Source organism: Pseudomonas canadensis (assembly GCF_030980095.1).
Lineage (GTDB): Bacteria > Pseudomonadota > Gammaproteobacteria > Pseudomonadales > Pseudomonadaceae > Aquipseudomonas > Aquipseudomonas canadensis.
Genome location: NZ_CP133298.1, coordinates 4240748 through 4266014 on the forward strand (window position 1 = coordinate 4240748; position 25267 = coordinate 4266014).

30 protein-coding genes and 1 pseudogene are annotated in these 25267 nt (G+C 59.8%); 15 read left to right on the forward strand and 16 right to left on the reverse strand.

Annotated features, from left to right (window positions below; all coding sequences use genetic code 11):
* Nucleotides 1–60 precede the first annotated feature (60 nt).
* Both RB216_RS19600 and RB216_RS19605 read left to right on the forward strand, forming a co-directional pair.
* Nucleotides 61–747, forward strand: a complete 687-nt coding sequence (locus RB216_RS19600; RefSeq protein WP_068932745.1) for a hypothetical protein — start codon at nucleotides 61–63, stop codon at nucleotides 745–747.
* Nucleotides 748–749: 2 nt separating this feature from the next.
* Complete coding sequence (locus RB216_RS19605; RefSeq protein ID WP_308907766.1) at nucleotides 750–1184, forward strand: DUF6678 family protein; 435 nt, start codon at nucleotides 750–752, stop codon at nucleotides 1182–1184.
* Here the strand turns inward: RB216_RS19605 and RB216_RS19610 are convergent.
* Entirely contained in the window at nucleotides 1160–2104 is a 945-nt protein-coding gene (locus tag RB216_RS19610; protein ID WP_308907767.1) for an alpha/beta hydrolase fold domain-containing protein, read from the reverse strand. The two genes, RB216_RS19605 and RB216_RS19610, sit on opposite strands and share 25 nt — an antisense overlap.
* Nucleotides 2104–2544 (reverse strand): tryptophan-rich sensory protein TspO, encoded by a 441-nt coding sequence (gene tspO / locus RB216_RS19615; protein ID WP_028617148.1) that lies wholly within the window; start codon nucleotides 2542–2544, stop codon nucleotides 2104–2106. The genes RB216_RS19610 and tspO overlap by 1 nt, the downstream gene beginning before the upstream one ends.
* A gap of 193 nt (nucleotides 2545–2737) precedes the next feature.
* Between tspO and chrA the strand changes: the two genes are divergently transcribed.
* On the forward strand, nucleotides 2738–3925 hold the full coding sequence (gene chrA / locus RB216_RS19620) for a chromate efflux transporter (RefSeq protein ID WP_068932750.1): 1188 nt from the start codon (nucleotides 2738–2740) through the stop codon (nucleotides 3923–3925).
* Here the strand turns inward: chrA and RB216_RS19625 are convergent.
* The 3 genes from RB216_RS19625 to RB216_RS19635 all read right to left on the reverse strand — a co-directional run bounded on the left by RB216_RS19625 (nucleotide 3914) and on the right by RB216_RS19635 (nucleotide 5795).
* The gene (locus RB216_RS19625; protein WP_028617150.1) at nucleotides 3914–4486 is read right to left on the reverse strand and encodes a nucleotidyltransferase family protein; all 573 of its coding nucleotides are present in this window, start codon (nucleotides 4484–4486) and stop codon (nucleotides 3914–3916) included. The two genes, chrA and RB216_RS19625, sit on opposite strands and share 12 nt — an antisense overlap.
* Before the next feature lie 25 nt (nucleotides 4487–4511).
* Nucleotides 4512–4745 carry a hypothetical protein gene (locus RB216_RS19630; protein WP_028617151.1) on the reverse strand — a complete coding sequence of 78 codons (234 nt, stop codon included), beginning with the start codon at nucleotides 4743–4745 and terminating at the stop codon, nucleotides 4512–4514.
* Nucleotides 4746–4850: 105 nt separating this feature from the next.
* Nucleotides 4851–5795, reverse strand: a complete 945-nt coding sequence (locus RB216_RS19635) for a hypothetical protein (protein ID WP_308907768.1) — start codon at nucleotides 5793–5795, stop codon at nucleotides 4851–4853.
* Nucleotides 5796–6017: 222 nt separating this feature from the next.
* Here RB216_RS19635 and RB216_RS19640 point away from each other — a divergent pair, with 222 nt between their 5' ends.
* From RB216_RS19640 to RB216_RS19655, 4 genes and pseudogenes are all read left to right on the forward strand, one after another.
* Nucleotides 6018–7007 (forward strand): zinc-dependent alcohol dehydrogenase family protein, encoded by a 990-nt coding sequence (locus RB216_RS19640; protein ID WP_028617153.1) that lies wholly within the window; start codon nucleotides 6018–6020, stop codon nucleotides 7005–7007.
* 340 nt (nucleotides 7008–7347) lie between these two features.
* The gene (locus tag RB216_RS19645; protein ID WP_305381930.1) at nucleotides 7348–7587 is read left to right on the forward strand and encodes a DUF6124 family protein; all 240 of its coding nucleotides are present in this window, start codon (nucleotides 7348–7350) and stop codon (nucleotides 7585–7587) included.
* Nucleotides 7588–7860: 273 nt separating this feature from the next.
* The gene (locus tag RB216_RS19650; RefSeq protein ID WP_068937482.1) at nucleotides 7861–8079 is read left to right on the forward strand and encodes a hypothetical protein; all 219 of its coding nucleotides are present in this window, start codon (nucleotides 7861–7863) and stop codon (nucleotides 8077–8079) included.
* Between the two features lie 142 nt (nucleotides 8080–8221).
* Nucleotides 8222–9653 (forward strand): annotated as a pseudogene (locus RB216_RS19655) (IS1182 family transposase).
* Between the two features lie 392 nt (nucleotides 9654–10045).
* Here RB216_RS19655 and RB216_RS19660 read toward each other — a convergent pair.
* From RB216_RS19660 to RB216_RS19680, 5 genes are all read right to left on the reverse strand, one after another.
* Nucleotides 10046–10564 (reverse strand): GNAT family N-acetyltransferase, encoded by a 519-nt coding sequence (locus RB216_RS19660; RefSeq protein ID WP_308907769.1) that lies wholly within the window; start codon nucleotides 10562–10564, stop codon nucleotides 10046–10048.
* A 70-nt stretch (nucleotides 10565–10634) separates the two neighbouring features.
* Nucleotides 10635–10796 carry a hypothetical protein gene (locus RB216_RS19665; protein ID WP_308907770.1) on the reverse strand — a complete coding sequence of 54 codons (162 nt, stop codon included), beginning with the start codon at nucleotides 10794–10796 and terminating at the stop codon, nucleotides 10635–10637.
* A 40-nt stretch (nucleotides 10797–10836) separates the two neighbouring features.
* On the reverse strand, nucleotides 10837–11568 hold the full coding sequence (locus tag RB216_RS19670) for a hypothetical protein (RefSeq protein ID WP_236321657.1): 732 nt from the start codon (nucleotides 11566–11568) through the stop codon (nucleotides 10837–10839).
* A 123-nt stretch (nucleotides 11569–11691) separates the two neighbouring features.
* Nucleotides 11692–12378, reverse strand: a complete 687-nt coding sequence (locus RB216_RS19675; RefSeq protein ID WP_305381964.1) for a hypothetical protein — start codon at nucleotides 12376–12378, stop codon at nucleotides 11692–11694.
* 45 nt (nucleotides 12379–12423) lie between these two features.
* Nucleotides 12424–12750, reverse strand: a complete 327-nt coding sequence (locus RB216_RS19680; RefSeq protein WP_308907771.1) for a hypothetical protein — start codon at nucleotides 12748–12750, stop codon at nucleotides 12424–12426.
* Nucleotides 12751–12868: 118 nt separating this feature from the next.
* Here RB216_RS19680 and RB216_RS19685 point away from each other — a divergent pair, with 118 nt between their 5' ends.
* Nucleotides 12869–13168, forward strand: a complete 300-nt coding sequence (locus RB216_RS19685; protein WP_028617167.1) for a hypothetical protein — start codon at nucleotides 12869–12871, stop codon at nucleotides 13166–13168.
* A gap of 17 nt (nucleotides 13169–13185) precedes the next feature.
* On the opposite strand, the gene RB216_RS19690 is transcribed toward RB216_RS19685, so the two are convergent.
* Complete coding sequence (locus RB216_RS19690; RefSeq protein ID WP_122687155.1) at nucleotides 13186–13794, reverse strand: LysE family translocator; 609 nt, start codon at nucleotides 13792–13794, stop codon at nucleotides 13186–13188.
* A gap of 112 nt (nucleotides 13795–13906) precedes the next feature.
* Here RB216_RS19690 and RB216_RS19695 point away from each other — a divergent pair, with 112 nt between their 5' ends.
* The 3 genes from RB216_RS19695 (at nucleotide 13907) to RB216_RS19705 (ending at nucleotide 16498) form a co-directional block, all read left to right on the forward strand.
* The gene (locus RB216_RS19695) at nucleotides 13907–14770 is read left to right on the forward strand and encodes a LysR family transcriptional regulator (protein WP_305381969.1); all 864 of its coding nucleotides are present in this window, start codon (nucleotides 13907–13909) and stop codon (nucleotides 14768–14770) included.
* Nucleotides 14771–14817: 47 nt separating this feature from the next.
* Nucleotides 14818–15180 carry a hypothetical protein gene (locus tag RB216_RS19700; RefSeq protein ID WP_308907772.1) on the forward strand — a complete coding sequence of 121 codons (363 nt, stop codon included), beginning with the start codon at nucleotides 14818–14820 and terminating at the stop codon, nucleotides 15178–15180.
* Between the two features lie 70 nt (nucleotides 15181–15250).
* Nucleotides 15251–16498 carry a hypothetical protein gene (locus RB216_RS19705; protein WP_068932068.1) on the forward strand — a complete coding sequence of 416 codons (1248 nt, stop codon included), beginning with the start codon at nucleotides 15251–15253 and terminating at the stop codon, nucleotides 16496–16498.
* On the opposite strand, the gene RB216_RS19710 is transcribed toward RB216_RS19705, so the two are convergent.
* Entirely contained in the window at nucleotides 16499–17086 is a 588-nt protein-coding gene (locus RB216_RS19710; RefSeq protein WP_016976475.1) for a TetR/AcrR family transcriptional regulator, read from the reverse strand.
* 108 nt (nucleotides 17087–17194) lie between these two features.
* Between RB216_RS19710 and RB216_RS19715 the strand changes: the two genes are divergently transcribed.
* Together RB216_RS19715 and solA are read left to right on the forward strand one after the other, a co-directional pair.
* The gene (locus RB216_RS19715; RefSeq protein ID WP_308907773.1) at nucleotides 17195–18433 is read left to right on the forward strand and encodes an epoxide hydrolase family protein; all 1239 of its coding nucleotides are present in this window, start codon (nucleotides 17195–17197) and stop codon (nucleotides 18431–18433) included.
* Nucleotides 18434–18500: 67 nt separating this feature from the next.
* Nucleotides 18501–19676 carry an N-methyl-L-tryptophan oxidase gene (gene solA / locus RB216_RS19720; protein ID WP_028617173.1) on the forward strand — a complete coding sequence of 392 codons (1176 nt, stop codon included), beginning with the start codon at nucleotides 18501–18503 and terminating at the stop codon, nucleotides 19674–19676.
* Nucleotides 19677–19949: 273 nt separating this feature from the next.
* Here solA and RB216_RS19725 read toward each other — a convergent pair whose 3' ends face one another.
* Nucleotides 19950–20672 (reverse strand): BPL-N domain-containing protein, encoded by a 723-nt coding sequence (locus RB216_RS19725; RefSeq protein ID WP_028617174.1) that lies wholly within the window; start codon nucleotides 20670–20672, stop codon nucleotides 19950–19952.
* Between the two features lie 126 nt (nucleotides 20673–20798).
* Between RB216_RS19725 and RB216_RS19730 the strand changes: the two genes are divergently transcribed.
* Entirely contained in the window at nucleotides 20799–21425 is a 627-nt protein-coding gene (locus tag RB216_RS19730; protein ID WP_236321169.1) for a LysE family translocator, read from the forward strand.
* Here the strand turns inward: RB216_RS19730 and RB216_RS19735 are convergent, their stop codons facing one another.
* Nucleotides 21426–22052: a glutathione S-transferase family protein gene (locus tag RB216_RS19735; protein WP_305381976.1), complete on the reverse strand. Its 627-nt coding sequence runs from the start codon at nucleotides 22050–22052 to the stop codon at nucleotides 21426–21428.
* 68 nt (nucleotides 22053–22120) lie between these two features.
* The gene (locus tag RB216_RS19740) at nucleotides 22121–22759 is read right to left on the reverse strand and encodes a TetR/AcrR family transcriptional regulator (protein ID WP_068932071.1); all 639 of its coding nucleotides are present in this window, start codon (nucleotides 22757–22759) and stop codon (nucleotides 22121–22123) included.
* Between the two features lie 135 nt (nucleotides 22760–22894).
* Between RB216_RS19740 and RB216_RS19745 the strand changes: the two genes are divergently transcribed.
* Nucleotides 22895–23335 carry a hotdog fold domain-containing protein gene (locus RB216_RS19745; RefSeq protein WP_068932072.1) on the forward strand — a complete coding sequence of 147 codons (441 nt, stop codon included), beginning with the start codon at nucleotides 22895–22897 and terminating at the stop codon, nucleotides 23333–23335.
* 38 nt (nucleotides 23336–23373) lie between these two features.
* Here the strand turns inward: RB216_RS19745 and RB216_RS19750 are convergent, their stop codons facing one another.
* A complete protein-coding gene (locus tag RB216_RS19750; protein ID WP_068932073.1) occupies nucleotides 23374–25110 on the reverse strand; it encodes an OPT family oligopeptide transporter in 1737 nt (578 codons plus the stop codon).
* Nucleotides 25111–25267 lie beyond the last annotated feature (157 nt).

A 25267-nucleotide genomic window follows, 5' to 3' on the forward strand; every position in this document is an offset into this window, starting at 1 on the left:
GGTATACGTGCGCGACGCCTCTATAACTGGAACCACCCATGTCCTCAATGGAGCCTCATCATGGCTGAAAACACGCTTGTAACTGCGGTTGTTACCGCTGTCCTGACTTCACTCCTGACGTTGACAGGCACCTATGCCCTGCAATCACGCCAAGAGGCGCGGGATGAGGCAAACCAGTTTCGGGACGCTGCTCAAAACACTGTGCAAGAAACCGTCGCTATTCTGGATGATGGCTACAACGCACTGGACAAGTTGACCCGCGCAACGCATGAAACCGGGTGGAAAGAATTCTCCCAAGGTCCCTGGCGCGACTACATGGCATTTGAACGCCGCTGGCATCAGAGAATGATTGTCCAACACTTCAAGCTGGAGCGGTATTTCGGCAAAGACATGGCCGATACACTGATTGACTTGGACGACATCCCAATGGGCCCAACCTACGCGAGCAGTGATAAGGAAGACCCAACTGTCAGGCGCTACAATCTCCAGAAGCTCGCGGCCGATATCGAATACACCGTACGAATCATGACCGCTACCCAAGACATCATCGACGAACACCTCGGGGCTAAAAAACCTGATGGGTTGATGGAGATGATTGTTGCTGTAAACAGCAACAGAGACACAGCGGGCCGTCAGCTCAAGGAATACGATGCAGGCACGATCAGATTGCTCAAGTCACTCGACGAAAGGCTGACGCAGCTGGGCGCCAAGAAGGTCACTGTCGTGCACGGGAATCAGAAGGGCTGAACATGACTGCACTCCCCATGGCCGATGCTCGGCAGAATGATAAAAACCGAAAGATTATCCAAACCACGGTAGCGGCAAGAAACCTGGTTGGCGCGGCAAACGATACCAAGTGGAACGAACTGATTACCCATTTCCGTCAGCTCCCTGGGTGGCACCCGTCTTATCGTTCCAAATCCATCAAGGGTCATATCTCAGATTGGGATGTGGAGTGGTTTTACCATCTTCCGTTTCCATTTGCGTACGTCGAATGGTTCGACATCGGATTGTGGGAAGTGGCGCCATCGTTGGGCGTGCTACTGCCAACAACTTACATTGACCATACAGAAGAAATATCGAAAGCCGTGGCGCGCATAGGCTTCGAGTTTGAAGTGCAAGCTGACGTGCTGAGAATTTGGGGTTACCTCCCAAAATCCTACGAAGACTTTCCACCTGCATAAGATGAATAATCGATAAGCCGAGTAATCCACGCTCGGCTATGAGCGAGTACTCGCTCCCCCATCACCACCGGAAAATGAATAAACCCATGCGCCGCCTCCGGCAACAAATGCGCCTCAGCTCCCGGCCACCGCTCAGCGATCAACAGCGTGTCATCCCTCAACGGGTCCAGTTCCCCCACGAACATCAACGCCGGGGGCAGGCCTTCGAAGTCGCCATACAAGGGTGACAGCGGCGGCAACCGACGCGCGTCATCACTCAACCCCGGCGTGAGCAGGCGCAGCGCCTCGACCATACCCGGGCCGTCCAGCAACAAGGTGTCGGGCCCCGCCGCGCGCGCGCTGGGTGTGCCGGTCAAGTCGTAGACGCCGTAATACAACACCGCCCCGCTCACCCGTTGGAGCAGCGCGGGCCATTGCTTCAACGCCAGCAACGTCGCCGCTGCCAGGTGCCCGCCCGCCGATTCGCCGACGACGATCACCGGCAGGCCGGCAAATTCCTCAGTGGTGAGCAGCCACCGCGCGGCCGCCAGGCAGTCGTCCATCAGCCCTTCGACCGGCGTGTCGACCGCCAGCCGATAATCCACCGACACCACCGCCACGTCGCAGGCGTTGACCATGCCCAGGTTGAGGTCGTCATCCATCTGCGCATTGCCGATCACCCAGCCGCCACCGTGGATATCCAGCACCACGCCCTTGGGCTTGCCGCCGGGGCGCAGGATGCGCACGGGGACCGAGTCGACGTAGTGGGTGTCAGCCAAAGGCGCTTGCTTGATCTTTTGACTGACCCGCAACAGCGCCTGGATCAAACGCGGCGTGACGCGATTGCGGATCTTGAAGCGCGGCAACCAGGCAAGCTTTTGATTGAAGCGGCGCATCTCGGCCCGTTCAGGCTCGCTGGCGGGCCAGGCTTTAACGGCCATCAGCGGTTATTCCGCAGAATCGAGAAGTTGAGCGCCGCCGCCACACAAAGCCACGCCAGGTACGGGAACAGAATCAAGCCGGTGATCAGGTCCAACTGCACCGCCAGCACCACCATCGTCGCGACGGTCAACCACAACACTGCCAGAATCACCATCCCCGCGAGGATGCGATGGGCGCCGAAGAACACCGGCGTCCACAAGGTGTTCAACGCTATCTGCGCCGCCCACAGCGCCAACACCATTTGGCTGCCAGGGATCAGGCTGAGACGGTAACCGGCCCAGGCCAGCAGCAGATAAATGATCGTCCACGCCACCGGGAACAACCAATTAGGTGGGGTGAAGCTGGGTTTGACCAGGGATTCGTACCAGGCACCCGGCTTGAAAATAAGGCCGGTGCTCGCGGCGGCGGCACAAGCCAGCAGAAAAATAAAGAAAGTCATCGTCTGTCCTTGGCTGTAGTCAGCGGTTGTGAAGGGCCGGCTTTTTCCGTGCCTGCTTAAATGACTCAAGCGCGCGGGCAAAAATTCAATCAAAGCGGCACATCGGGCAAACCGACACCGCTTCTTCACGTCATCAAATTTCGCTAAGGTGCTCGCACGTTAGCCCGATTTGTCATGAGCGAGACCCCTCACTTTGGCTCACCCCTCTACCCATCCTTGGAAGGTGTTCCTGATCTTCCTGCGATTGGGCCTCACCTCCTTCGGCGGCCCGATTGCGCACCTCGGCTATTTCAGGCAGGAGTTCGTCACACGGCGACGCTGGCTGAGCGAGCGCAGTTACGCCGAACTGGTTGCGTTGTGCCAATTTCTGCCCGGCCCGGCCAGCAGCCAGGTCGGCATCGCCCTGGGCCTGTCCCGCGCGGGTTACGGCGGTGCCGCTGCGGCCTGGGCCGGTTTCACGTTGCCATCGGCCATTGCGCTGATCCTGTTCGCCCTGGGTCTTGCGCACTACGGTGCCGTAATCCCCACCGGTGCGTTGCATGGCCTCAAAGTCGTCGCCGTGGCCGTGGTGGCCCAGGCGGTTTGGGGTATGGCACGCAACTTGTGCCGGGGCGTGGCGCGTTTCACGCTGATGCTGATTGCTGCAGGCGTGGCACTGCTGGAGCCGTCTGCCTGGGGCCAGGTCGGTGTGATCATCGCAGCAAGCGTGGCCGGCCTGTTGCTGTTCAAGCTCGAACCCGGCGCCGAGCATGACGCGCTGCCAATCGCCATCAACCGCCGCGCAGGCGCCCTGTGGCTGGGGCTGTTTGTGATTGCGTTGGTGGGCTTGCCGGTCCTGGTCAACTGGCTGCCCAATCCCACCCTGGCCCTGGTGGATGCCTTTTATCGCACCGGCTCACTGGTATTCGGCGGCGGTCACGTGGTGTTGCCTCTGCTGCAAGCCGACGTGGTGGCGCCGCAGTGGGTAAGCAACGACGTTTTCCTCGCCGGCTACGGCGCCACCCAGGCCGTACCTGGCCCGCTGTTCACCTTCGCCGCCTTCCTCGGCGCCTCGATGAACCACGCCCCGACCGGCTGGCTGGGCGGCACGGTCGGCCTCCTGGCGATCTTCGCACCGTCGTTTCTGCTGCTCTTCGGCGCCCTGCCCTTTTGGGCCAGCTTGCGCCGCAGCCCACGCACCCAGGCTGCACTGGCCGGGGTGAATGCGGCGGTGGTGGGGCTATTGCTGGCGGCGTTGTACCAGCCGGTGTGGACCAGCGCGATTTTCACTGCGCTGGACTTCAGCCTGGCAGTGGTCGCCCTGACATCACTGATGGTATGGCGCTTGCCACCCTGGCTGGTCGTTGCCGGCTGCGGCGTACTGGGAGGCTTACTGGGCTGAACCCGGCTCCACGATCCGCAGCCAAGGCCAGCGCGCCTGATAACTTCTGGCCTTCTGCGCAAACAACGCTGGCTCCGGATGCAGCGGGTTGATGCGCAGCACGCCCTGTGCGATGTCTTCCAACCCATACGGCGCATACAACTCGCCCGTGGCAATCTCCAGGCCGATGCAGGTGCCCGCCACCAGATACCGGTCGATGCCCTGCTTGGCCGTGTGCAACTGTAGATAAGGCCGGCCGAAGCGCTCGCCGTACCAAAGATGAACCCGCGCCTGGTTCTTCACTTCCACATTCACGCCCAGGTCCTGGAACAACTGCTCGGCCGCACGGATTACCCTATCCTCGGCCTCGTAGGACAAGTCCGTATCAAAGTAGAAAACGTCGTAGTCCTTTACGCCCTGGGCAGCAGGCAAGTTCGACTGATGATTCCACACCGCCTGGAACAGGCAGCCCGCCGTGAGGAAACATTGGTCCACCCCGAGGTCAGGCAGGCGCGCGGTGATCTCGGCGTTGATGGGGTTGGCCATGGCCAGGTTGAGCAGGGTTTCGACGGTCAATGTCATATGCACTCCTTGGAACCACGCTGTATCAGCCTTTCAATTCACCTGCACGGTGAGTCGCCGCGTCGTCGTAAATCACATACAACGACTCGGCGATCTGGCTTTTGATGGCCTTGGTGGATTCCAGCCCGAGCACAAACCCTTCGGCTTTACCGCCGGCACGGTTGAGTGCTTCGTGGGTGGCGGCACCGGTGATGGCGTCGAAGAGCTTGCTGGCGTGGGGGCCTACGCCTTTCGGCAGGGAGATTTGGTCGATGGACATGGGCAATACCTTGCGAGAGAGAGATCGGTAGCGCGTGGAACCACTGCCGGGAGGGCATGGTAGACCGGCTGGCATAGAAAGGGGCGGCTTTTGCGCAAATCGCACTCAGGGGCCGGACTTGAACCGGCCTTGAATCGCAATACGCAGACAGGCCCAGGCGATGTAGCCAATGATCACCACCTCGACGACACCGATAAACAGGTTGAATGAAAAGCTCACAGGGTGATCGGCCCAGTCGAAGGTCGTTGCACGTGATCGAAACCCACTGACCCGCAGCCGCCCGGTCAACAAGGCGGGCACCAGTGCGAAGACCTGCGACAGCTCCAACACCCCCAGAAACGCACCCAGCAAGCCCAGTAGACCCCGTGCGGGTCTGCCGATGGTTTCGGTCGATTCAGGTAAAGAAGCAGGCTCTTTTTCTTTTCGCGCACGGGCGACCTTGGCCGGGGATGGAGCAGGCCGATAGGGCGGCGGCTTGCGAGGCGCCGACGCATCGATCACGTCGGACGGCACCGCCACGTTCAGATAGCCAGCCAACTCCACCAGCCACCGCTCGGTGCGTGGGCTGCCCGGCACTACCGGAACGTTGTCGGTGGTCAGGCGGTGCTCGGTGCCATCGCGCATCACCAGCCACAGCTGGGTGTAGACCGGCTCGGCCTGCGGACGGCGGCGCAGTTCGAGATGGCTGGGGTGGTCAAGCCGAAAGGCCTGACGCACACGCTCACGGCGCCCAAAGGCATTGCGGGTCAGACGTTGGCCTTCGCCGTCGTGCCGCGACAGGCGCAAGATCTCGCGAATGCCGGTGTAAAACATCAGGAACAGGCCAAGGGCAGGCATCAACAGCAACGCGAGCACGATCAGCAGCGAGGACAGTGGGTCCAGGCCGACCAGCGGCAAATACCCTTCAATGATTCCACACACCACAAACGCCACAGGCACGCTCACGGCCAGCCCGCCCACCAGCCACACAGCACCACTCTGTACCCTGTTGTGGGAGTGGATGAGCACGTCATCTTGCGCGGTACGCTCGAACCGATGGCCAATCCACATGCCGCTCTCCTGATGCGCTTGCGAGGCACCGGATGATACGGGAGCGCGCCCATTTCTTTCATGACCCTGCCCACAAAGCCGTGATATCGATAAGTTACTTCCCCCCTGGCCACTGTTCGGCACCTTGCTCAGCGCATCGACCCAGCCCAGTGGCGCTATGTTGGCACTGGCGATTGGAGTGGCCTACATTGAACGCCTCATCGATCAACACCGAGGCCCCCCATGCCACGCATTGTCCGAATCCACGCCTACGGCGACGCCAGCGTCTTGAAACTCGAAGACATCGACGTCCCTGCCCCCGCCGCCGATGAAGTGCAAATCGACGTCAAAGCCTTCGGCCTCAACCGCGCCGAAGTCATGTTCCGCAACCACGCCTACCTGCAAGAAGCCGAATTCCCCAGCCGCTTGGGCTACGAAGCGGCCGGCGTGGTCACCGCAGTCGGCGCCGACGTCATCGACCTCCAAGTGGGCGACGCCGTCAGCGTCATCCCACCTCTCGACATCGCCCGCTGGGGCACCTACGGCGAAGTCGCCAACGTGCCCGCCCACCTCACCGTCAAACACCCGCACAACCTCAGCTTCGTCCAAGCCGCCGCCTCGTGGATGCAATACGTCACCGCCTGGGGTGCCCTGGTCGAACAAGCCAAACTCACCACAGGCGACTTCGTACTGGTCACCGCCGCCTCCAGCAGCGTCGGCCTCGCCGCCTTCCAGATCGCCCGCAGCGTCGGCGCCACCGCCATCGCCGTCACCCGTACCCGCGCCAAACAACAAGCCCTGCTCGATGCCGGCGCCCACCACGTCATCGTCAGCGACGAAGAAGACCTGGTGCAACGCGTGATGCAACTGACCGACGGCAAAGGCGCCCGCGTGGTGTTCGACCCTATCGGCGGGCCGGGCTTTGAAGCACTCACCCAAAGCATGGCTCAGGGCGGGATCTTGCTGGAGTACGGCGCACTAAGTTCCGAGCCGACGCCGTTTCCGTTGTTTACCGTGTTGGGGAAATGTTTGACGCTCAAGGGGTATTTGTACGCCGAGATCGTCGCAGACCCGGCTGCGTTGGCGCGGGCCAAGGCGTTTATTTTGGATGGGCTCGCGTCGGGCGCGTTGGCGCCGGTGATTGCGAAGACGTTTGCGTTGGATGAGGTGCAGGACGCACATCGGTATTTGGAGGCGAACCAGCAGGTGGGCAAGGTGGTGGTGACGGTGTGAGGGCGATGTCCTAGGACATTTCCCAAAGCTGGGGATTGGGTTGCCCGATTGCCTACGCCTGCGTCAGAATCCGCCGGCTTGTGCGCTGGGGTGGTGGAATCTATGGTTGCGCGGTCGCTGAATTTTTCGGTGATCGGGTTTAGTAGCCTGATGGTTCAATTACGTTGAGTGCATGAGCTTCATCAATCTGACATTCCTGTCGGTGCTTGATGGTGGCTGTGCGTAGGGCGCCTCCGGGCGCGCCGGCTTTGCGTAATTCCCCGGTCTACTAACCTGCGTACAGCTGCCACCCTTTCGTTTAGTAGCGATGGGGTGACGGCCCGACTTGGGAATTACGAATATGTGCAAAGCCTCATCTGACCCAACCGTCCTCTTTACTGTCAGTCCAGACGCCAGTACTGAAAGCCTCATTACCAATAGCTACGAGACCTTTAGCTCGGTTAGCACTCTTCTGCTCGACCTCTCGGAAGACCTCAGCGGTAAGCACCGTGACATTGCACTGGCGATTCACCAATTGAGCGAATTGGGCGTGCTGATGACGGCAAGACTCCTCGACCGCGAAGCACCGTGCCCTCGTTAAATAACAGAAATTCCAGTCACTAGCGGACTGCTCGTCGAATCGTCGTATGCGGGAGTTACGATTTGGCGACTTTGCTTCCCATGAAATCGATGAACTCCGGAGCAGGTCTAAACTCCCGGCTTTACCTATGTAGTTCAGGGTCTGCTTTCGGCCCAGAGTGTGTAAAAACTCCAAAGCCAGCTCGGATGATTAAAAATCGCTCCCAAACGCGCATTGCCGCATCTGTCCGGCGCCAGTAGGATTCGGTCATCGCTGACATAAATGGATGTGTATATGGAAAGCATGCCGAGACTGGAAATTGAGCGCGTTGCGTATCAAGAGTTTTTAACTCTTTGGGAACGCGGAGCATTCGATAATCAGCGCTTAGGCCAAGCGTTCTATAACCATTTTCGGCTTCATCGTCTGAGCGACCAAACGCGCCTGTTCGGTCTCTATGAAACTGACGGAGATAAGGCCATGACCGCGATCTCCCGCCTGTTCCAAATCAGATAACTCCGACCCCGCGTTTCGCGAGAGCAGGGTCAGCCTTGGGTCAATAGTTACCTCTCATAAAAGACTGCGTTTGTTCAGAGTGTGTAAACGCTTTTGCGAACCCTTGCTATGATTTCTGAGGATTTCATCGCAGGGATCGCCTATGAAGCGCTTTATCCAAGGTGAATATCGAGGCCAAGGCACCTTACTTCCGGCTAGCCTCGACGACTACGTCAGCGATACCAATCCGGTGCGCGTAGTCGATGTATTTGTCGACGAACTCGACTTGGTCAATCTGGGTTTTGAAGGTGCCGTTCCAGCCGATACTGGCCGGCCTGCCTACCACCCCGCGATCTTGCTGAAGATCTACATCTACGGCTATCTCAACCGCATCCAGTCGAGCCGACGTTTGGAGCGAGAAGCCCAACGCAACGTCGAACTGATGTGGTTGACCGGGCGTTTTGATGCCGGACTTCAAGACCATCGCCAACTTCCGAAAAGACAATAGCAAGGCCATCCGAGGCGTCTGTCGCCAATTCGTTGTGCTGTGTCAGCAGTTGGGACTGTTCGGAGAAAATCTGGTCGCCATCGATGGCAGTAAATTCAAAGCCGTCAACAATCGTGACCGCAATTTCACCAGCGCCAAACTGAAGCGGCGAATGGAAGAAATTGAATCGAGCATCAACCGTTACCTGACGGCACTCGATGCTGCCGATCGGCAAGAACCAACAGCTTCCGAGCCCAGTGTCGTGCGGCTGGAAGAAAAAATCGCCAAGCTCAAAACTCAAATGAAGGAGCTTCAGGCGATCGAAATCCAGCTCAATGAATCGCCTGATAAACAGGTCTCACTGACCGACCCAGATGCTCGCTCCATGATGACGCGCGGCACGGGAATCGTCGGCTACAACGTGCAGACAGCGGTCGATACGCAGCACCATTTGATCGTTGCACATGAGGTGACCAACGTTGGTTCCGACCGCGATCAACTCAGCTCAATGGCCAAGCAGGCCCGCGAGGCCATAGCGTCAGAAACATTGTCGGTGGTGGCGGATCGAGGTTACTTCAAAAGCGAACAAATCCTGGCTTGTCACGATGCAGGCATCACCGCCTACGTGCCCAAGCCGATGACCTCTGGAGCCAAGGCTGACGGGCGTTTCAATAACGATGCCTTCATCTATGACGCGGAAAAAAACCAATACATTTGCCCGGCTGGCGAGGCGCTGATCTGGCGCTATTCCAACGTTGAAAAAGGCCTGAAGTTGCATCGTTACTGGAGTTCGAAATGCCAGGGCTGCGCGTTGAAAGCACAGTGCACGCCGAGCACGGAACGACGAGTTCGACGCTGGGAGCATGAAGCCGTCTTAGAGGAAATGCAGCTTCGGCTGAGCAACGCGCCAGAGATGATGCGAGTCCGAAAACGGACGGTTGAGCATCCCTTCGGGACGCTCAAACAATGGATGGGTGCGGCGCACTTCCTGACGCGAAAGCTGGCCGGGGTGAGTGCAGAGATGAGCTTGAGTGTGCTCGCCTACAACTTGAAACGGGTCATGAAGATCATGGGTGCCAACGGTTTGATGAAAGCGCTGACTGCCTAAAAAGGCCGATTTGGCCCATCCCAGAAGCTGTAAGAACAGGCTGGTGTGTTCCAAGTTACGACTGATGCGACCCGCGACATTGACCGTGCGATCGCTCAGCCACGAACGTAAATGACCCAAGACGATCAGGTTATGAGCGTTTTTACACACTCTGGGCCGATAGCAGACAGTCATTCTCGCTCTGCTCCGGAGTACACAACTATCCCCCTACCTCCCCAGCAACTCCCGAACCCTCCCCCCAACACCTCCACCGCAAACGGCTTCAACGCACCTATCCCGCCCAGCAACCCCACATCCATCACCAGCAGATCAATGTGCACATCCGACCTCAACAAACGTCCGGCAGACTCACCTTCCTTTCCTAGAGGCTTGGAGGCCTGACAGTTTTGTAATTACGCCACTGGCCATGCCATGGCACACCGACTGTCCGGAGCGAATCCATGCTTGTATTCCTCACTCAATATCCCCGCCAGCCTCTCATCTAGATCTGCGGTGGCTTTAGCCTGAAAGCCTATGCGGGAGTAAAAGGGTGCATTCCATGGCACGTTTGTGAATGTTGTAAGCGTTACAAAACTAACTCTGATTGAGCGCGCATAATCCTTCGCGGCCTCAACCAGTCGCCGCCCTGTACCTTGTCCTTGCATCGATTGCATCACTGATAATTCATAGATGTGAAGATCACTGCCATGGCGCTCGGCGCTGAGAAATCCTTGTGGCCGATTCTCGGCATCAAGTGCAACCCAACATGTCGATAGCGCAATGAGTTGGCTATGACGTTCGATGGACATCGGAGGCGATTCAGCCAGCCAACTCAACTCATCAATCAAGCGAAATGCTTGAACAGCGGAGGTTTCAATGGCAGGCAGGCGTTGTGCATCTTCCGGTACAGCAAGGCGGATAGTTACAGGCATATATTGCCTTTGGTGAGGTGAGTGAGGTAGCGGTCAAACTGGAAAAGCCAGCTTTGGATAGTCGAAGATATCATGCACTCAGACGACCGGACGCGCGCCCTTCGGGGCACAGCAACTGCAGGGTGCCGAACGGCGAGCCGGAGAGCGCTTTGAGGTCTTGCTCGCCGATCCGGTCAACGCTAATGCGGTGCAGGCATTCGATGTCCGAGAGGGCGGATTCCGAGTCGCTCAATCGTTATTCTTCAAGATAGGCGACACGCTTATGACCGGGACTACTTCTCCCTACCTTTAATCGATGTTAGCGCATCAAACGCTCGCTCATAGAGCGTTAGAGGCGTCTTGCCGAAGGAAACCGGTGCTGGCGAAAACATCTCAAAGAACTTCACGGCCCTATCGGCATCGCCATCTGAAGCGATGAGTGCACCTGCCTGGGCATCGTATAACTCCGCCAATTGAGAGTAATACCGGATAAAAGAAATCGCGATCTGGAGCATGAGAATAGCTAGCGCAATCGCGCCGAAAGAAAACGCGACGGACGATATTGAAGAGACCCAATCAGCTCCTCTAACTGCCGAGCCCGAGTCCTTCCCATTGAATGCTTTTTCTGCGCGCTCATAAAAGCCAACCAACTGGTCAACTTCATGAAGGTATGCCAAACGCTCCTCAGATATAAGCTTCGCTTTCTTCACTTCTTCCCCATCCATCCCCCTGCCCATAATGATCAAATCATTAGGGTAAGCCTTATTTAATAAGTCGCGAGATGTGTATAGAAAAATACTTGGATCACGAGGTTCACTGTTCGAAATTTTCTCAGCTAAACTTCGGTAGGAAAACGCGTTATTTGCACTATAACTAAACACAGCACTCACTGCTGCGACAATCGAAACAAATATGACAAGCACCATTAAAGATCTTGTTCGTCGCGCCCGTGAAGCCCGAACTTTTAAGTCTTCTATTGCAGCGTCAAAGTCAAACTTCTTCAACCTCTCGTCCAAATCATCCATATCTTTTCACTCTATAATTTCCAATACATAAAGGTGGCGAACTTTCTTCGAAAGATAGCACCCGAGGCGACCTGCCAATATATTAGAAACCACGGGCCGCCCATCTGCTTTTCATCACATGGCTTACAACCCAAGCCCATAGTTAAACATCGCCATGTCCATGACCCGCGCTGTTGGATAGCTCAGCTTCAACCGCCCGGTCTTGAACGTTAGGGGGCGAAATTTCATGCTTTGAACCACACCTGCCAGCGCGGTGAGGCCCTTTCCGCTGGCCGCAGTGATGTGTGGAAGGCGCGGAAATAGATCTCGGCAAGCCGCAATATAAAAACGGTCCAGCGCCGGGCACTCCCCCCAGACGCCCATCAGGATTTTGGTCTTGAGCGTATCCGTCCAAGAGACGTTACTGGCCAGCTGCTCCATCGCCCCTAATACATCGTCCAAGAGCTTCTGGTTGTAGACCAGGTTTGGCGAGCCCGCTGCAAAATCATCCAAAGAGAGCTCAAGCAATTCCGGACCTTTGCCCGTAAAGAGAGACTTGGCCAATGCTTTCATCAGATCAAGGTTGCTGTTTTGCAACAACCCCGAGGAGCCGCGGAACATTCCCCAGTTCGCCAGGTAGAACCCGATGTGCAGCGCTGTCGTGTCGATATGATCATCATTGATGAGGTCCGCCCAATGAGGTCGGCATTCGTCCCAGATGTACTCGTAGAGGAACTCCCATGCCTTGAGTCGCGGGTAGTCGTTACCCGGTGATGGCTGGATATTCTGGTAATACATTTGAGCATAACGGTTAACGTCAAACATCTTCATCCGGCTTCCTGCGCGAGGCTTCCCTATTGATTACCGCAGCGCAAGTTATCGGCAGGGCGGGCGAGATAATGAGGGCAACATGCCGATCTCAGCAGTCAGCCCCAGCAAATCATTCACCAGCTCAAGGGCTTCCTGCTGATAGCCCTCACGCCAACGCGCGGAGAAGTCCTCGGGCCTGCCCTGCTCTTCCCACTCGGCCAATGCCAAGCCATTGATGATTTCCAGCTCGAACCATTGGCGCTGCCACGCGGCAGCGTCCACCACCAGCACAGTGTCCTGCCACAGGAACTCGGTGTGAGCGACAAATTGGCTCCATGGAAACAGCCCGTATGGGGCCCTTTCTGCCTGCGCGATCAGTTGCGCTTTGTCCATTTAATGCTCCTTTCTAACGACGCCCTCTTTTTCCCAGCCATGCTCTCACAGCGCAGAAAAATAGCCTGGCATTGTTGTAGACTTCCCGGCCCTCAACCCCCTACTTGAGAACATGGACGTGAAAAAAATCCTGCTGCTCGGATGCATCTCCTCGGCCTTGACCGGCTGCACCTTCACCGGCGCCAATGAAGTCGCACCGGGCGAATACATGATCACCAGCCATGGCAGCATCTTCAATTCCCGAGAAGGCCTGCTGGAAAACATCAACCAGAAAGCCGCGAAAGTCTGCGACGGCAAGCCGTATCACCTGGAAGGCGACAGTGGCGCGAACATGGTGGTGAGTACCACCACGCATATCGGCCAGACGCCCACTACCGTGCTGGGCTTGAAAGCGGTGTGTGAAGGTCGCAAGGACTGAAGCCCATGCCATTGCCGTCAGCTGTGGATGGGTAACGCCAACCCAAACAGCACAAAGAACCCGCCGCAGACTTTGTTGAACCGTCGCCCCGTTCGCGCCAGCCAAGGCCGAACGCGGTGCGCGGCGCTGGCCACGGTGTATTCAACGACAAACTCGACGACCGCGTAGGTCAACGCAATGGCGGCCGTCTGCGCGATGAGGTTTCTGTGTGGGTCGAGGAACGGTGGAATAAACGCGGTAAACAGCAACAAGGCCTTGGGGTTTGACAGGGCCGATACCCACCCTTGGCGGAACAGCGACCAGTGTCGCTGGCTCACCGTGCCGGTCGTATCCAGGCTGACGGGGGCCGAGCGCCACAGGCCGAAACCCAGCCAGATCAGATAAAGCCCGCCGGCCACTTTCAAAGCCATGAACCAGGTGGCCGAAGCCTGGATCAGTGCCCCCAGGCCCAACGCGCACAGCGTCAGCACCATGGCAAAGCCGAGTACACCACCGCTGATGGTGAACAGGGTTTTGCGGCTGCCGTGGAGCGCGCCATGGGTCAGCACCAGCAGCGCATTAGGGCCTGGCACTACGGCGATGCCGCAGCAGGTGAACAGGTACAGCAACCAAGTCTCGAAGGGCATGATCAGGTCCGGCAACGGTGGGTTCAAGCCCGCATCCTGCGAGCGAACAGCTATCATGAAAAGCGCATAATTCACGCAACAGTCATTCGATTAACGAATAGAGGTCACCCGCATGCCTTCCAGTGATTTGCAGATCGATTGGCTCAAGTGCTTCGTGGCAGTGGTAGACGCCGGTTCGCTCTCGGGCGCGGCCCATGAGGTGAACCGGTCGCAGTCTGCCGTCAGTATGCAAATGAAGAAACTGGAGGCCGCGCTGGGACGCCCCTTATTGAGCCGTGGCCCGAGGCATCTGCAGTTGACCGATGACGGCCAGACGCTGCTGGGTTATGCGCGTCGTATGCTCGCCCTGCACGCCGAGACCCAGGCGGCGTTTCATGGCGAAACCTTGACCGGGCGCATCCGCCTTGGGGTCGCGGAAGACTATGCGGCCAAGTACCTCACGCCGGTGCTCAAGCGTTTTGCGCCGCGCTACGCCGGTGTGGACATTGAGTTGACCTGTGAACAGTCCACCGCCCTGATCCCACGGGTGCGTAGCGGTGATCTTGATCTGGCGCTGGTGTCCAGGGACTCGCCGCACAGTGGCACGTTCCTGTTCAAGGAACCGATGGTGTGGGTAGGCTCGCCTCAGTTCGAACTGTGGCGCCGGGACCCGGTGCCCATCGCCGTCTACGAAAGCGCCAGCCTGGCGCGGCGGTATGCGGTGAATTCACTGGCCCAGCAGGGGCGTCAGTTCAAGGTGGTGTACAACAGCTCCAGCCTCGCCGGCCAAGTGGCTGCGGTCGAGGGCGGGCTCGCGATTGCCGCGATCACTCAGTGCACCGTGCAGCCGTCACTGCAGGTCTTGGGCAGCGAACAAGGGTTGGGGAGTATTGAACCGATGGAGGTGTCGATTCTGCGCAGTCGAGACTCTCGCGGGTCCAAGGCGGTCAACAGTCTGCATGCGTTTATCATCCGTGCGCTTAGGGTTCAGGCGTAGCGCGCGCCCTGTTAATCTGCGGCACCTGCCTTCTTACGGAGCTCTCTGTGAGTTCATCAAAACGCGACAGCACCCGCATCGAACGCCGCCTTGTCGCCGCGCTCACCGACGCCTGCGAAACCGCCAAAGCCGAAATCCCCGGGTTTGAATGGCTGACGCACACGGTCAATTACGCCGACTTCCCCGGCAGCCTGCGTATCACCTGGGTCTTTGACACCCGCGCCAGCCAGGCGCAGGCCGTGGCGACAGGGCTGGACGCGCGTATCCGCGAGTTGACCGCCTCCGCGCTGGACGACGCCGAGATCCCGCCCGTACCGTTGGCGCGTTGCGTTCACTTGGATTCTGAAGAAGCCTGCCATGCCCAGCACGGCGGTAACTGGCGTTTGCGCCTGATGCGCTCAGCCAACTAGAGACTGACACCCAACTGCTGGATAATGTCTCCGCCCTGTTCCTCGCCTGTCGATAAGGAAGTCCTGTCCCATGAAGTTGCCGTTTTCCGCTGCCCTGCTCGCGTCAGCCCTGCTGTCGCCTTCCTTTGCCCAGGCCGACGACGCCGCGTTGGTCGACACGCTCAAGGCCTTCACCCGTTGTGACGAGACGTTCTTCAGCCGCCTGAACACGCACCGTGATGCGTGGCAGGCCTATGCCCCACTCAAGCAGGAAAAGAACTTCACCTGGATCGCGGTGCGCGACCGCACCGAACCCAAGGCCTCGGCAGTGCCGGTGACCGCGCCGGCCATCGCGGGGTTGAAGTTGTTGTCCTATAACGATGAGGTCAGCGATCTCGGCCCGCTGGGCCTGTATTACTTCTGGGGCTTCACGGTGGACGGCACGATGGATGAAGTCGCCCCGCGCGTCGCGGCGTTGCTGGACCAACCCGGTGCGCTGCAAAAAGGCGAGGGGCAATACACGCGCAGCGAGTTGAAGGTGGGCAACAGTTGGCAGGCGATCAAGCCCATGCCGGGCAAGGCACCGGGGCTGCGCAATGTGGAGCGGGTGCTGATCGTGGAGCCGGAGGGCAAGCATTCCCGTGTGAGCTGTTCGGTGCAGGGTGGCGTGAATGCCGGGTTGCTGGCGTTGTTGCGGCCGGACATCGCGCCAGTGGATTACCCGCGCACCGTCGCCGACACCCATCTGGCCGATGTGCCGGTGCCACCCAACGTGCTCCAGGGCCTCGACGCGCCGCTGTTGCAGCCTAAGTTCAAGACGTTGAGCTACAGCTATCTGTCGAAGAACGCCGCGGGCAAGGACGCGCCGATCACCATCCGGTTCAAGGCCGAGGGCGGTTTGTTGGTGAAGAATGAAGCCTACGGCGGCGCCTTCAATGTGGACCGCCTGATGCTGGCGGACCTGATCCAGCTGAAATCGAAAATGAACGGCGTGGGCGAAGGCCAGGTGCTGCAGACCCGAGAGGCCGAGGTGAAACTGCCGACGAGCTGGGCGCCGGGCCAAACCCTGAGTGCGCACCTGAAGATGGCCAATGTGCCGGTCAAGCCTACCGACAAACCGGTCGAAACCACCTTGACCTGCAAGGTGGGCGAGCGCTTCCCGGCGCGCAAGGTGTTTGCGTCGTTGACGGGCGATGCCATTCGGTTGACCTGCGAGCAGGACGGTTATTCGTCCAATCGCGCGTTTATCGAAGACCTGGGCGTCGCGTTGACGCTGGAGTCGACGTCGAGCCAGACCCACTATGTGAATGAAATCCAGACCCTCGACGTGGTGCGCTGACTAAAGCCCCTGCCCCTGCAAAAACGTGTCGACCTGGCGTTCGAAGCCAGGTCGCTCGAACTTCACGAGCGCCATGCGCCACAGGCCTTGCAGGTAGGTAAGGATCACCGAGGCGGTCACTTGCGGGTCGAGGGCGGCTGGTAGCAGGCCTTGGGCCTGATCTTCGCCCAGGCGCTCGGCCATGATGCCGCGCACCGCTTCCAACCCCTGCTCGGCGCGCTCGCGCAACTCCGGGTCTGACAACACCACGTCCGTCACCATCGCGGCCACCATGCACAGGGGCGATGGCATCTGTGCGCCTTCCAGGTCATCGAGGATCACGCTGAAAAATGCGCGAATACCCTCGGCCGCCGTGGGCGCTGACACCAAGGCTTCCAGGCGCCGCGCCACCACATCGTCTTCGTAACGCTGCACGCAGGCCAGGTACAGCTGCTTCTTGCTCTTGAGCGAGTTGTAGAAGGAGCTTTCACCGATGTCCATGACCTTGAGCAAGTCGCGCAGGCCGGTGGCGACGTAGCCGCGCTGCCAGAACAACACCTTGGCCTTCTCGACGGCCTGGTCGTAATCAAACGCAATTTTTCTCGCCATGGGTCACCTGCCGATTCTGTATCGACCGATACAATATCATTGACGAGGGATTTCTGCTCAGGCTATTTTGTAGCGACCGTTACAAACCATAGAACCCTGGAGACAGAAATGCCCGCGACATTCGATTTTTCCGCCCATCGCCCCTTGGTATTGCCGCCAGCCACAGAGGCCGTCACCCCGTTTGAGGTGCACGTGCCCCAGGCCGCCATCGAGGATTTGCAACTGCGTTTGCGCCTGGCCCGTTGGCCCGATCAGGAGTTGGTGGAGGACTGGTCCCAAGGTGTGCCGTTGGATGCAGCGAAGTCGCTGGTGGACTACTGGCTCAACGGTTATGACTGGCGCACGTTTGAAGCGCGCTTGAACAGCTTCCCGCAGTTCCGTACGCGGATCGACGGCGTGGGTATTTATTTCATTCACGCCCTCTCGCCGCACCCGAACGCTACGCCCATTTTGCTGACCCACGGTTGGCCCGGCTCGGTGTTGGAGTTCCTGAATGTAATCGAGCGCCTCACCGATCCGGTGGCGTTCAGCGGCAAGGCTGAAGACGCGTTCCATGTGGTGGTGCCGGCGATTCCCGGCTACGGCTTTTCCGACAAACCCACCGAGCAAGGCTGGAATCCGGCGCGCATCGCCCGGGCCTGGGCGGTGCTGATGACGCAGCGGTTGGGTTACAAGCACTGGGTGGCCCAGGGCGGCGACTGGGGTGCGGCCATCACCACCGCGTTGGCCGGCCAGGCACCCGAGGGGTTAAAGGCGGCGCACGTGAATTTGCCGATGGTGGTGCCGGCGCAATTACCCGCCCGCCCCACCGAAGAAGAGCGCCAGGCCCTTGAAGACATCGAGCGTTACGTCAGCGACAAGGCCGGCTACGCCAACCAGATGAACACCCGCCCGCAAACCATCGGTTACGCCCTGAACGATTCGCCGGTGGCCCTGGCCACGTGGATGTATGAAAAGTTCTGGGAGTGGACCGACAACAACGGCCGCCCCGAAGACGCACTCACCCGCGACCAGATGCTCGATGACATCTCGTTGTACTGGTTCACCGGCACCGGCACGTCCAGCGCGCGCCTGTATTGGGAAGGCGTGGGCGCGACCATTCGTGGCGCGGACTTCTTCTCGTCGTCGCGCGGCGGCGTGGAGCATATCCAGGTGCCGATGGGCGCGAGCATTTTCCCCGCCGAAACCTTCAAGCCGCCACGGGCGTGGGCAGAAGCGGCATGGGCCAACCTGTTCTATTGGAATGCTGTGGACAAGGGCGGGCATTTTGCGGCGTTTGAACAGCCGCAGATTTTTGCCGAGGAACTGTGGAAGGCATTCCGGCCGTTTCGCGCAACCACAGGCTGATTGGACCCTTGTGTTTTAGCCGTGGCTGCACTCAACTATGTGGCCTCCCCTCTAGCGAGTATCGACATTGGAACGTTATGAATCGCTGGTCATCGGCTTGGGCGCCATGGGTGCCGCCACGGTGTACCAACTGGCCAAGGCCGGTGTAAAGGTCGCCGGTATCGACCGTCATCACCCGCCCCACACGTTTGGCTCCAGCCATGGCGATACGCGGATCACGCGGTTGTCGGTGGGTGAAGGCGCGCAGTACGTGCCCATCGTGCGTAATTCCCATCGCATCTGGCGGGAGTTGGAGGCGCTGTCGGGGGAGTCGCTGTTCGAACAGTCGGGGTTGCTGGTGCTCACCTCCCGTGAGGATTTCGACCCAAGCGATGAAACCGACTTCACCCTGCGTACCATCGGCCTGGCGCAAACCTACGGTATCGAGCATGAGGTGCTGGACGCGGCGCAGATTCGCCAGCGCTTTCCCCAATTTGCCCAGGTGGCCGACAGCGCCATCGGCTATTACGAACCGGGCGGCGGGTTTGTGCGGCCCGAGCGTTGCATCGAGGTGCAACTGCGCCTGGCCGAGCAACAGGGCGCGACGTTGTACACAGGCGAAACCGTGACCCACATCAGTTCGGATGAACAAGGCGTCACGGTGACCACTGACCAGCGCACCTTGCAGGCCGACAAGCTGGTGGTCAGCGCGGGCAACTGGGCGGGGGGTTTGCTGGGGGCGCCGTTTGATCGGTTGCTCAAGGTCTATCGTCAGCAGCTGTTCTGGTTCGAAACGGAGCCGGATGCGGCGCTGGTCGGCGCGTCTCCTACGTTCATTTTTACCCATGGGCCGGGCGAGGGTTATACCAACTACGGCTTCCCCGCGTTACCTGGCGAGGGCAGTTTGAAAGTGGCGACGGCGCAGTATCACACCGTGTCCACGCCGCAGACGCTGGACCGCACGGTGTCGCCCACCCAGGAACGGGAGATGTACGAGCAACAGGTGCAGGGCCGCATCGCCGGGCTGACGGCCAAGGTGGTCAAGTCAGCGGTGTGCGCCTACACGGTGACGCCGGACCATCATTTCATCATCGACCGGCACCCGAGGTTGCAGCACACCTTGGTGGTGTCGCCGTGTTCGGGGCATGGTTTCAAGCATTCGGCGGCATTGGGTGAGGCGTTTGCGCAGTGGTGCGTGAAGGGCGAGAGCGAGTTGGATCTGTCGTCGTTTTCGTTGAAGCGTTTTGAAGGGCAATCGTTCTAAGGACCAGCCGTTTCAGGGTCTTTGAAAAACCGGCGATATCTGGCTGATACCCTCCCATTAAGGGCGAACACTACAACTGTGGCGAGCGGGCTTGTCCCGCGTTGGGTTGCGAAGCGACCCTAGAAGGATGAATGCGGTGAGTCAGGCACTCTTCGGCCGCTGCTCCTGGGGCTGCTTCGCAGCCCAACGCGGGACAAGCCCGCTCGCCACAGGGTACTTATCGCCATCTCTACCTAAAGACCTTGAAAGGGCTGGTTCTAAGGACGAGAGGCTTCAAAAGCTGCGGACCAATGAACCAAACAGATCACCCTCGGGCATTTTGCTCACTGGGATCTCGGCATTTTCAAACCACTCCCGACTGGCCTCAGGGTGCGGGCCGCTCAGCACCACCACGCCCTTTTCATAGGTATACCGCGCCGCCGCGACGTCACCGTTGCGGTAGGTGGCGATGGTTTTATACGACCCTTTCGGAAAGTACGGGCCATCCTGGAAGAAAACGTGGTCAGGCTTGCCCGCCCACGTGACCTGCACCGCGGCGTCGGCGATGCCGGGCACTTCGAAACCGGGGCGGCCGACTTCGCCGTCGAGGTCCTGGGGGATCAGGCCAAGGTTGTTGTCATCCGCCAGGTAGGCGCCCATGCACAAGCCCAAATAGCGCCCGCCGTGGGCGACGTAGTTGCGGATGGCCTCGCTGCGCGCATCACCCAGGCTGCGCAGCGCTGCGGGAATGTCCTGGCCGCCGCCGGGTTGCACGTAGAGGTCATAGCGCGCCAGGGTTTGCGGCGTGATGTCGATCGACTCATCCGCGCCAACAAAATCGATGTGATAGTTGGGGTTGAGTCGATGCAGGGCCTTCGCCACATTTTCGGAACAGTCGTCACAACCCGCCGGGCCCCGGTAGATGGCGACATGGGTGATAGGCGTCGCGGCCTCGGCCGGTGGCGGCAGTAACAGGACAAAGGCAAACAACGTGGCAGTGACGGCTCGCAGGTTCATGGCGATGGGCTCCAGGGCAGACATCCCAAAGCCTATAGCGATCGCGCCGTTCAATCCGTTAACAGTTGTAAACGCCATTCACTTGAGGATAACTGGGGGCCGTGCCCTATTTCGAGAGCGTCCGCCATGTTTGAACTCGCCTCCCTCATCACCTATGTCGCCGTAGTGATTGGCCTGTTTCTGATTCCAGGCCCCTCTGTGTTGCTGGTGATCACCCGCACCGTGCAAGGCGGACGCAAGGTCGGCGTGGCGACCGGGCTGGGCGTGGCGTGCGGCGACTTGCTGCATACCCTGGGCGCGGCGTTGGGGTTGTCGGCGATCCTGATGACCTCGGCCACGGCGTTCAACGCGGTGAAGTGGGCCGGCGCGGCCTACCTGATCTACCTGGGCGTACGCGCGTTCATGGCCAAGACCGGCACACAGGCGGGGCTGACCTTGCGTGCCGTCACCCCGCGCCAGGCATTTTTCCAGGCGGTGGGCGCCGAGGTTCTCAACCCGAAGACCGCGATTTTCTTCCTGGCGTTCCTGCCGCAATTCGTCCACCCGGAATCCGGCTCGTCGCTGGTTCAGTTCGCGGTGCTGGGCATGATCTTCTCGGTGCTCAGTGCGGTGTACACCAGCCTGCTCGCCCTCGCCATCCGCCCCTTGAGCCGAGGCATCAAGGGGCTGTCCAAACTGCGGCGCTGGGAAGGCAAAATCATCGGCACGCTGTTTATGGGCCTGGGGCTGAAGGTGGCGTTGCAGCAGCGTTAGTCACTTGGCAAACGCATACTCCCCGCCCTGCGCCACCGCCTTGCGATACGCAGGTCGCGCCTGGAATTTCTCCACCCACGCTGCCAGGTTCGGGTAGGCCTGCAACTTGCCCTGGGCCCTGGCGATTTCGCCGATAAAGCTCATCTGGACGTCCGCGCCGCTCAGCTCATCGCCAAGCAGGTAGGCTTTGCCCGCGAGCACGTCGTTCAGGTAACCGAGGTAGTTGGCCACTTCCGATTCGATCCGCGGATGCAACGGCGCGCCTGCCTCGCCCAGGCGGCCGACGTAGAGGTTGAGCATCAACGGCAACATGGCCGAGCCTTCGGCAAAATGCAGCCACTGCACGTAGTGGTCGTAGGTGGCGCTGGCGGGGTCCGGTTGCAGGCGGCCCTGGCCGTGGCGGCGGATCAGGTAGTCGATGATGGCGGCGGACTCGATCAGCACCAGGCCGCCGTCTTCGATCACCGGCGATTTGCCCAACGGGTTGATCGCCTTGAGTTCTGGCGGAGCGAGGTTGGTTTTCGGGTCGCGTTGGTAGCGCTTGATCTCGTAGGGCAGGCCGAGTTCTTCGAGCAGCCACAGGATGCGTTGCGAGCGTGAGTTGTTGAGGTGGTGGACGATGATCATTGAAGGCTCCGCAGGGCGAGAGGAATGTCTTGGAAACAGACTACGCCAGCCTCCAAGAGTGCCGACAATTAAATGTCTGCCGATTGTGCAGGCGTTTGGCTGATCGAGGCCCACGCCGCCTGCGCCAGCAACGCGGCGTAGTGATTGGGGCTGTGTTTGACCCGGCCGGATAACCACGCACGGGCATAGCTTTCGGCCGAGCCGATGATCAGCGACAGCAACAGTTCTGCCGGAATATGGCTGAACGCCTCGCGGCGGCCTTCGTCGCTCATCCACTCGGTCAATTGCGCATTGCGCTGCTTGTTGCGGGTGAGCAGTTCGTCCTTGTGCGGGCCGTTGGCCACGGCGAAACGGCTCTGGAACATAAAGCGCGCCCATTCGGGTTGCGCATCCACCCACTCCACATAACTGCGCACCAGCGCTTCCACACCGGCCTGGGCGGTTTGCGCCGGCTTCAGATAGTGGTCTCGCAAGGCGGCCTGATCTTCCAGCGCGGCAAAATACAGCGCGGCGACGATGCCTTCCTTATTGCCGAAGTGATGGTAGATGGCGCCCACGCTGGTCTCGCACCGCGCGCGGATGGTTTCGATATTCGTCGCTTCAATACCCACGTCGTTAAAGCTGGCCAGGGCCTCGCGCAGGATGCTGCGCTTGAGGTCGCTGCGCCGGCCCGGGAAGGTGCGCTCGATCAGGTCAGGTGCGTGCATGGAGTGGCTCGCCAAATGTACGGAGTCTAAAGGTACAGCCGCCTGCAGAGAAGGCATGGCTTGACACCCATGGAATTTACAGAATATCGTTCCGTTACAGAATATTATTCTGTTAACCCATTGCGAGGATAATCCATGAGCCAGTTTCTCAGCATGTTCAACAGTGCAGGCCCTGCAGCCTTCAGCCAAATGGCCTGCCAAGTGGCGCCCTACTTCAGCACCATCAACCCGGAAATCGCCGAACTGCGCCCTGGGCATGCCGTGGTCAATGTGCCGTTTCGCAAGGAAATCACCAACCACTTGGCGTCCGTGCATGCCATTGCGTTGTGCAACGCGGCGGAATTGGCAGGTGGGACGATGACGGACGTGTCGATACCGTCAGGTGCCAAATGGATCCCAAAGGGCATGACCGTGGAGTACCTGGCGAAGGCCAAGACGAACATCCGTGCCGTAGCGGATGGCAGCGGTATTGATTGGTCCACCGCGGGGGACAAGATCGTGCCGGTGGATATTTTTGATGAGGGCGAAGTGAAGGTGTTCACCGCCAGGATCACCATGAATGTGAAGATCGCCTGAGGCCATGGCGGCTGGCTCGGCAACTGCCGAGCCACGCTTCAGTGCACCATCGACCACAGTGAAGCACCTACGCCGGTGATGCTCTCCCCCGCAATCAAGCCAGCGGCGGCGGTAATCGCAAAGCGCTCGGTGAGGCTCGGCCAGCGGCAGCTCAGCAGCCAGGTCAGTATCGCGCCCAGGGCCATCATCAACGAGACCGAGGCCGGCAGCACAAAGGCCAGGCCCAGGGCGGCGGCACTCGGGAGGAAGCGGGCACGATGGGCAGGCAAGGTGCTGTCCAGCACACCGAGCACTACGCCAACCAGGCCGCCGATGGCAATCGCCCAGCGAATGCTGGTGGACAGTGAATCCACCCCATGGGTGAGGGTTAGCGCCACGGCTTTCCAGGTAGCGACCGCCGGGGCCGGCCACTCTTCGGTGAGCAGCATGGTTTGCGGGTCCGGGATCAACGCCAGGTAGGCGAATACGCCAACGATACTGCCGATGAAAATCCCCAGGATCTGCGCGATCACCTGCTTATGCGGCGTGGCACCAATGGCCTTGCCCACTTTGAAATCATTCATCAAGTCGGTGCACTGCCCGGCCGAGCCACCGGCCGTGTTGGCGCTCATCAGGTTGATCGGCACCTGCCCCGGCGCGACGATGCCAAAGCTCAGCTGGGACAGTTGCCCAATGGCGCCGATGGGCGGAATGCCGGTGGCGCCCACCACGCGCGCGGCGACGGCGGCGAGGCAGATCGCCAATGGGATCGTGAGCAACGCCATGCCCAGATTAATGCCGAACAGCAGCGCCTGCAGACTCACCACCAGCACAATCGCCAGCACAAAACCGGCGGCCGGCCCCGGTTTTGGCACCGTCCAGGTCGATTCGCCGCCGGAGTGCGTTGATCGGTACAGGGCCCACAAACGAATCGCCAGCGAGGCCAAGGTGGAACACACCATCAAGCTCACGCCCGGCCACAGCAACCACTCCACCAGCGCGGCGAACTGCGGGCCGCTGCTGCCCGCAGGCAAGGTCACCAGGTGTTGCGCCAACAACCAGGGGCCCAGGCCGCCCCACGCGAGCAAGGCGCCGAGCAGCAGGGTCAGGCCCACGCGAATGCCGATGATACCGCCGAAGCCCACCAGCAACAGCGAAGGGTCGGCGGTGAAGGTCAGGCGCTCCAACTGAGCGCTGGGCGACCAGCGCGGGAAGGCCCACATAAAAGTATCGACCCACTTGACCAGCCCGGAGAGCAACGCGGCGCTGAGCAGCACCTTCAAGCGCGTCGCGGCTTCGCGCCCATGGTTGTAGATGTGCAGCAAGGTTTCCAGGGTGGCCATGCCCTCGGGGAACTTCAGCGCCTTGTCATTCAGCAGCGAGGGCCGTAGATACCAGGCGATCCAGATGCCCAGGAAACTCACCGAGAACACCCAGGCAATCATGGGGATAGCGTCTAACTGGTTGCCCGTCAGCAAGGTATAGGCCGGGATCGGCGCTACCAGTCCGCCGGAAATGATTGAAGCGGCGGCCGAGGCGACGGTCTGGTTGATGTTGCTTTCATGCAAGGTCCACGGCAGGTGGTCGGTGGAACGCTTGGCCACTCCTTGAAAGATGGCGTAGCCGATCAACAGCGCGATGATCGACATGTTGAACGACCAACCGATTTTCAACCCGGCGTAGACATTGGACGGCGTGAGCAGGATGCCGAGGACACTGCCTGTGATGACGGCGCGCAGGCTGAGTTCGCGGGTGACGGGGCCGTGCGGGAGGGTCGTTGGCGGGGCTGAAGTCATGCGGAGTCCTTTCGGCGACGAAACAGGGCGACCTAGTAAGTGAGCCCTGTAGAAGCCGAAGGTTCCTGTGGTGGGGGAGCTTGTTGTGGTGAGCAGACTTGTTTTGGTGAGCAAGCTTCCTGTGGTGTGAGCGGGCTTGCCCCGCTCACCACAGGAA

Excerpts from the sequence above, each read along its gene's own strand:
- RB216_RS19600 (WP_068932745.1), top strand. The coding sequence starts at position 61 with ATGGCTGAAAACACGCTTGTAACTGCGGTTGTTACCGCTGTCCTGACT.
- RB216_RS19605 (WP_308907766.1), top strand. The coding sequence starts at position 750 with ATGACTGCACTCCCCATGGCCGATGCTCGGCAGAATGATAAAAACCGA.
- RB216_RS19610 (WP_308907767.1), bottom strand. The coding sequence starts at position 2,104 with ATGGCCGTTAAAGCCTGGCCCGCCAGCGAGCCTGAACGGGCCGAGATG.
- tspO (WP_028617148.1), bottom strand. The coding sequence starts at position 2,544 with ATGACTTTCTTTATTTTTCTGCTGGCTTGTGCCGCCGCCGCGAGCACC.
- RB216_RS19625 (WP_028617150.1), bottom strand. The coding sequence starts at position 4,486 with ATGACATTGACCGTCGAAACCCTGCTCAACCTGGCCATGGCCAACCCC.
- RB216_RS19630 (WP_028617151.1), bottom strand. The coding sequence starts at position 4,745 with ATGTCCATCGACCAAATCTCCCTGCCGAAAGGCGTAGGCCCCCACGCC.
- RB216_RS19635 (WP_308907768.1), bottom strand. The coding sequence starts at position 5,795 with ATGTGGATTGGCCATCGGTTCGAGCGTACCGCGCAAGATGACGTGCTC.
- RB216_RS19640 (WP_028617153.1), top strand. The coding sequence starts at position 6,018 with ATGCCACGCATTGTCCGAATCCACGCCTACGGCGACGCCAGCGTCTTG.
- RB216_RS19645 (WP_305381930.1), top strand. The coding sequence starts at position 7,348 with ATGTGCAAAGCCTCATCTGACCCAACCGTCCTCTTTACTGTCAGTCCA.
- RB216_RS19650 (WP_068937482.1), top strand. The coding sequence starts at position 7,861 with ATGGAAAGCATGCCGAGACTGGAAATTGAGCGCGTTGCGTATCAAGAG.
- RB216_RS19660 (WP_308907769.1), bottom strand. The coding sequence starts at position 10,564 with ATGCCTGTAACTATCCGCCTTGCTGTACCGGAAGATGCACAACGCCTG.
- RB216_RS19670 (WP_236321657.1), bottom strand. The coding sequence starts at position 11,568 with ATGGATGATTTGGACGAGAGGTTGAAGAAGTTTGACTTTGACGCTGCA.
- RB216_RS19675 (WP_305381964.1), bottom strand. The coding sequence starts at position 12,378 with ATGAAGATGTTTGACGTTAACCGTTATGCTCAAATGTATTACCAGAAT.
- RB216_RS19680 (WP_308907771.1), bottom strand. The coding sequence starts at position 12,750 with ATGGACAAAGCGCAACTGATCGCGCAGGCAGAAAGGGCCCCATACGGG.
- RB216_RS19690 (WP_122687155.1), bottom strand. The coding sequence starts at position 13,794 with ATGCCCTTCGAGACTTGGTTGCTGTACCTGTTCACCTGCTGCGGCATC.
- RB216_RS19695 (WP_305381969.1), top strand. The coding sequence starts at position 13,907 with ATGCCTTCCAGTGATTTGCAGATCGATTGGCTCAAGTGCTTCGTGGCA.
- RB216_RS19705 (WP_068932068.1), top strand. The coding sequence starts at position 15,251 with ATGAAGTTGCCGTTTTCCGCTGCCCTGCTCGCGTCAGCCCTGCTGTCG.
- RB216_RS19710 (WP_016976475.1), bottom strand. The coding sequence starts at position 17,086 with ATGGCGAGAAAAATTGCGTTTGATTACGACCAGGCCGTCGAGAAGGCC.
- RB216_RS19715 (WP_308907773.1), top strand. The coding sequence starts at position 17,195 with ATGCCCGCGACATTCGATTTTTCCGCCCATCGCCCCTTGGTATTGCCG.
- RB216_RS19725 (WP_028617174.1), bottom strand. The coding sequence starts at position 20,672 with ATGAACCTGCGAGCCGTCACTGCCACGTTGTTTGCCTTTGTCCTGTTA.
- RB216_RS19730 (WP_236321169.1), top strand. The coding sequence starts at position 20,799 with ATGTTTGAACTCGCCTCCCTCATCACCTATGTCGCCGTAGTGATTGGC.
- RB216_RS19735 (WP_305381976.1), bottom strand. The coding sequence starts at position 22,052 with ATGATCATCGTCCACCACCTCAACAACTCACGCTCGCAACGCATCCTG.
- RB216_RS19740 (WP_068932071.1), bottom strand. The coding sequence starts at position 22,759 with ATGCACGCACCTGACCTGATCGAGCGCACCTTCCCGGGCCGGCGCAGC.
- RB216_RS19745 (WP_068932072.1), top strand. The coding sequence starts at position 22,895 with ATGAGCCAGTTTCTCAGCATGTTCAACAGTGCAGGCCCTGCAGCCTTC.
- RB216_RS19750 (WP_068932073.1), bottom strand. The coding sequence starts at position 25,110 with ATGACTTCAGCCCCGCCAACGACCCTCCCGCACGGCCCCGTCACCCGC.